The 5338-nt window shown below is 45.1% G+C and carries 3 protein-coding genes; all 3 read right to left on the bottom strand.

Annotated elements, in window-relative coordinates; all coding sequences use genetic code 11:
• Nucleotides 1–264 (bottom strand): hypothetical protein (locus tag VN105_RS25535; RefSeq protein ID WP_325645579.1); only part of this gene is annotated, 264 nt, incomplete at its 3' end.
• A 27-nt stretch (nucleotides 265–291) separates the two neighbouring features.
• Nucleotides 292–1836 carry a RagB/SusD family nutrient uptake outer membrane protein gene (locus VN105_RS25540; RefSeq protein WP_325645580.1) on the bottom strand — a complete coding sequence of 515 codons (1545 nt, stop codon included), beginning with the start codon at nucleotides 1834–1836 and terminating at the stop codon, nucleotides 292–294.
• Nucleotides 1837–1856: 20 nt separating this feature from the next.
• The gene (locus tag VN105_RS25545; RefSeq protein WP_325645581.1) at nucleotides 1857–5213 is read right to left on the bottom strand and encodes a TonB-dependent receptor; all 3357 of its coding nucleotides are present in this window, start codon (nucleotides 5211–5213) and stop codon (nucleotides 1857–1859) included.
• Nucleotides 5214–5338: the final 125 nt, after the last annotated feature.

Raw genomic sequence — 5338 nt, forward strand, 5'->3', positions numbered from 1 at the left:
ATCGTCAGATATATCTCCCAGGTGAATCACATACTTAATGTTCTCCTTTACCGCATTCTTTACCACCCATTCCGTTTGTGCAGTAAACATTTCCTTCTTTCCGCCATTTTTCTCAGAAGTATAATACTGGGTATCAGGAAGTACAACAATTGAAAAACCGTCTTCCTCTTTTTGTACCTGCTCACCGGCAATACTGTGGCCACTTCCGGCCAGCAGTAACAATACACCCAGGCTCCTGTTTAAAACCGTTTTAAATCGTTTCATCATTATCACATATTTGTTTGAAAACTGCTAAAAATAACCCGGGTTCTGGATGATCTTCGGATTTAACCCAACCTCATTTTGCGGGATTGGAAATAACAGCTGATGTTTGTCAATAGCATAAGCATCTGAAGATAGATAAGGAAGTTGCTCCCTGATCTTTACACCAAAAGCGGGGATCACTGTTAAGGCTTTTCCGCTTCTGAGCAGATCGGTCCAGCGATGGTTTTCAAATGCCAGTTCCACTCGGCGTTCGTGAAAAATCGCGTCACGCAATTGCCCCTGATTGGCGTTGGTGTAGTCGGCCAGGCCTGCCCTTCTTCTTACCCTGTTCAGTGGAGTGAGTGCATCTGAAGATTTGCCCTGTTCATTTAAAACCTCTGCAAGTAGCAGCAGAGCATCTGAAAACCGGTATACAGGAAAATCGTCGCCGGAGCCGGTAGGCGCTTCAAGCGGGGCGTGCAGGTATTTTTTGATGTATGGAACACCAATTTTCCCCGCAGCAGGCACGTAGTTGATAATACTTTTTGCAGCTGAATAATTAAAATACTGACTGGCATCATAAGCGCCTTCCGCAACGCCAATGGAGGCATCCAGGCGTTTGTCGCCGGCTTCAAAGTCTTTGATCAGGTCATCGCTGGGCGTATTCCATCCACCTGTGCTGGTATTGTCGATTGAAATACCTGTCAGCACTTTAGTGTTTTTACTTCTTGGTAAAAAATGAAAAGAAAGCACATTGGGAGTGGCGCCTGTTAAAGTACCGCCCAGGAACTGGATCTCAAAAACCGATTCTTTACCATTTTTATTCGACGGCATAAATGCATCCGCATAATCTGCGTTGAGATCATATCCCATGGAGAGCATGCTGTTCAACAGCTTTTCTGCCTCTGCCCATTTCTTCTGCAAGGCATATACTTCAGCCAGTAAAATAGTAGCAGCCCCTTTTGTGGCCTCTCCGGTTTGAGGAAACTTTGCAGGCGGCGCCAGTTCGGCGATGGCGTCCTGTGCATCGGCAACAATCTGCGCATATACTTCTTCTTCTGTGGCCCGGGCTTTAAATGCTTCTTCTGCAGTGGTTACTTCTTTTATGAAGAGGGGAACGCCGCCGTATAAGCGTACCAGTTTAAAATAGTTCAGTGCCCTTAAAAATTTGGCCTGTCCATCAAGATTGGCTTTTACATCATCGCTAAGATCACTGCTTTTTAATCTTTCAATGATGATATTACACCGGGAGATGCCTGTATAGCTGTGTTGCCAGGTTGCCGCAACGTAAGCATTGGTAGAAGTGTTCGTAAAATCTGAAATATTTTCACGTTCTACGATAGAAGTACCCCTGTTACCCGGTATGGCCTGATAAATAGTGTTATCGGAATGCATTTCTGAAGTGAAATAATCATTCACCAGCACATCCCTGAGTGGCGCATAGGCAGCTATCACAGCTGCCCTGAATTGCTGCTCTGTTTTATAGAATACGCCATCTGTGTAAGCATCTTCCGGCGACCGTTCAATAAAATCCTTGGTACACGAAGTTGTTGCTGCACATAAGAGGGCGATAACCAGATATATCTTTTTCATATTTCGTCAGCGTTAGATAATTATTTAAATGTGGTAGAAAAACCGAAAGAAAATGTTCTTGGTATAGGGTAAGCATTTTCGTCTACTCCAACACCTGATGTTGGATCAGCTCCGCCCACATTTATCTCCGGGTTCATACCTGAATATCCTGTAAGTACAAAGGCTTGCTGAATGGAAGCAAAAACCCTCAGGTTCTTTATCATGGCGTTTCTTAATGGCACGGTATAACCTAATGTTATATTTTTGGCAGTCAGGTAAGAGCCGTCTTCTATCCACTGACTGTTTACCTGCCGTCCCATTGCTGTGGTACCGGATTTGGTACGCGGATAAATACCTGAACCGGGATTCTCTTCTGAGCGCCAGCGGTCGGCTGCTGCTGCCAATGGCACCCTTGAGCCATCCATATTGGTTTGATAAGCCCATTTAGCAGCATTGAGGATTTTACCACCAACAGAGAAAGTCATGTCGATTGTCAGGTCAAAGTTCTTATACCTAAAGTTATTGACGATACCACCGGTAAATGTTGGCGTAGGATCGCCAATAAAAGTACGGTCGTTCACATCGTCAATTACGCCGTCGCCATTGATATCTTTCACCTTAATTGTTCCGATATCGGAGTTGCCATTGGGCTTGGCGGTGGTACTTAAATACTTGGGAGAGTTGGCCAGGTCGGCAGCATCTTTATATAATCCTTCAAAAACAAAACCATAGAACTCACCAAGATGATGCCCCACCTGCTGCCGGTAATAATCTGAACTCACTGTTACGTTTCTCCTGATATAACCGGGGTCTACGAGATTGGTGATCAGGTTTCGGTCGAAAGACAATGCCAGGTTAGTGTTCCATTGCAGTGCACCTGTCAGGTTTTTTGAGCTTACAGAAAATTCATGTCCCCACATTTTAAGTTCGCCCACATTGTAAATGATCTGGCTAAACCCGGATGAAGTAGGTATGGACCGCTGTTGAATAAGCCCGTCGGTTAGCTTATGGTAGTAGTCGTAAGTAAAGCTAAGGCGGTTGTCGAACAAGCCAAGCTCCAGGCCAATATCAAACTGCTTGTTACGTTCCCATCTCAGGTCTTTATTGGGAAGTCGGTTGATAGTTTGTCCCTGGGTAACTGTGTTATTAAAGTTGTAGTAATAAGTGCCTATAGTGGCCTGCGGATCATAGTTACCGGCAAAAAAGTTATTACCTGTAATCCCGTAGCTGGAGCGGAGCTTCAGGAAGCTAACAGGTTTTATGTTCTTCATAAATGATTCGTCGCTGATGATCCAGCCTGCAGACACCGACGGGAAGCTACCCCACTGCGTATTCATTCCGAATTTTGAAGAACCGTCGCGTCTGAGCGCAGCCGACAAAAGATATCTTCCTTTATAATTATAGTTCAGTCGTCCTATGGTAGATAACAATGAATAAGATCCTGCACCACTGCCTCCTGTAACACTGGTAGCGGCACTGAGGTATTCAATATCATCACTGGTAAAACCAAGGCCGGTGAGTGTGTTGCTGTAAGTGCTGAACTCCTGGGCGGAGTAGCCCACCAATGCTTCTATGTTATGATCTTTTGAGAAGGTTTTATTGTATACCAGGTTTCCTTCCGCCGTCCAGGAACCGTTATCAACAGCTGAACTGGCGCCTATGGTTTGTCCCTGTGTGCCTGTAACCAGGCCCGACTGGAAATATTTACGGGTTTCGGCGCCCTTGTCTGCTGCGAGGTTTGCCTTAACGCTTAAGCCTGGCAGAAATTCGTAGTTCAGGTAAATGTTACCGAGTATACGGGTGGTTTTATAGTCGTCGTTGGTTAGTTCATAAGTAGCCAGCGGGTTGATATAAGCCACCATGCCCGGAGATGCAACGTTGCGGACATACGTTCCATCCGGGTTGTAAGGACTTACCAGCGGACTGGCTTCGAAGAATCTTTCAAAGTATCCTCCTACACCATCGCTATTCAACCTGTTATTATGATCCATCCTGTAGCTCGGCGCCAGGTTAAAACCTACTTTGAGTTTATTGTTTGCAGTGGTAAAGTCCTGGTTAAAGCGCATTGAGTACAGCTTCGTTCCGGTGTTAATTAACACACCCTGTTGTTCCTGGTAGCCGGCAACTACCGTAGAAGAAGAATGTTCGCGGGCCGACTGCACGGTGAGGTCATAGCTTTGAATAGGGGCTGTTCTGGTTAGCAGTTTAAACCAGTTGGTTCCTTCTCCATACTGTTCGGGGTTATCATAGGCTGCATGATAGTCTGCAGAAACTGAATAGCCGGGTTCATATTTAAGTCCGTCTTCCGCACGTTCTTTCATAAATGTGGCAAACTCCCTGGCATTCATCATTCGCGGCAGTTTACCTGTAGGGATCTTTTGTAAACCGTAGTAACTGGAAAATTCAATTTTTGCATCTCCTGGTTTTGCATGTTTGGTAGTAATAAGCACTACGCCGTTTGCAGCTCTTGATCCGTATAAGGCGGTAGCGGATGCATCTTTAAGAAAACTATAGCTTTCTATTTCTGCAGGGTTAATGTTATTGATACTTCCTGTGATGGGGTTACCATCAATTACAAAAAGCGGTTGGTTACTGGAATAAAAAGAGGCGGCGCCACGGATAATAAATCCCATACCACGCCCCGGCTGGCCGCTGGTTTGAGATACCTGAACACCTGCTACTTTTCCCTGCAGCTGCTGGGCAAACTGTGTTACCGGCATATCCTGCATTCCCGATGCGTCTACAGTAGCAATAGAACCGGTTATCTCACGGCTTTTCTGTTTTCCATAGCTAACTACTACTTCTGAGAGTTTGTTATCCGCCAGCTCCATAGTGAAATCAAGCGTTGTGGTTTTACCTTCTTTAATAACCGTGTTCGTTGATTTCCGGGATCTGAAAGAAATATAGGATACTTCAACAGTATAAGTGCCTGGCTGAAGTTTCAAGGTATAATTACCATTTGCATCGCTTTGTGCCACCTGGCCGGTTTCCGGTATCCGGAGTGTTGCGCCTGGCAAGGGAGCGCCTTTCTCGTCTATCACGCGTCCGGATAATTTACCCGGTTCCTGTGGAACAGGTTTAGCGTCAATTACAACATATCCTTCCACTATTTTATAGTCGAGGTTCGTTGATTCCAACACTTTTTCGATCAGGTTCTTTACTGTTGATTCATCGGAATCAATGCTGATCTGTTGTTTCAGTCCTGTCATCAGCTTTTCCGGTAGCACGAACCTGATACCGCTCTTTGCCTGGATAGCGAGCAGGCTCTCCTTTACGCTGGCATGATCCAGCTTAACAGCGATCACTTTGTCCAGATGCTGGCCCCGGGCATTTCCGGCGAAAAGCACTCCAATAAAAGTAAGTTGTGCAATTAAAAGTATACATGAACATCTCATCATAAACTTAATTGTGGGATGTAATCCTTTTTGCATTAATTCTTATATTAATAGTTGGCCCGGGGTCAGCCGGAATTATTGTTACTTTAATCCTTTATTCTTTTGCCTTTGACGGACCTACGTTTTTT

Origin of the sequence: Chitinophaga sp., from assembly GCF_035564935.1 — a bacterium.
In the GTDB taxonomy this organism is placed as follows: domain Bacteria; phylum Bacteroidota; class Bacteroidia; order Chitinophagales; family Chitinophagaceae; genus Chitinophaga.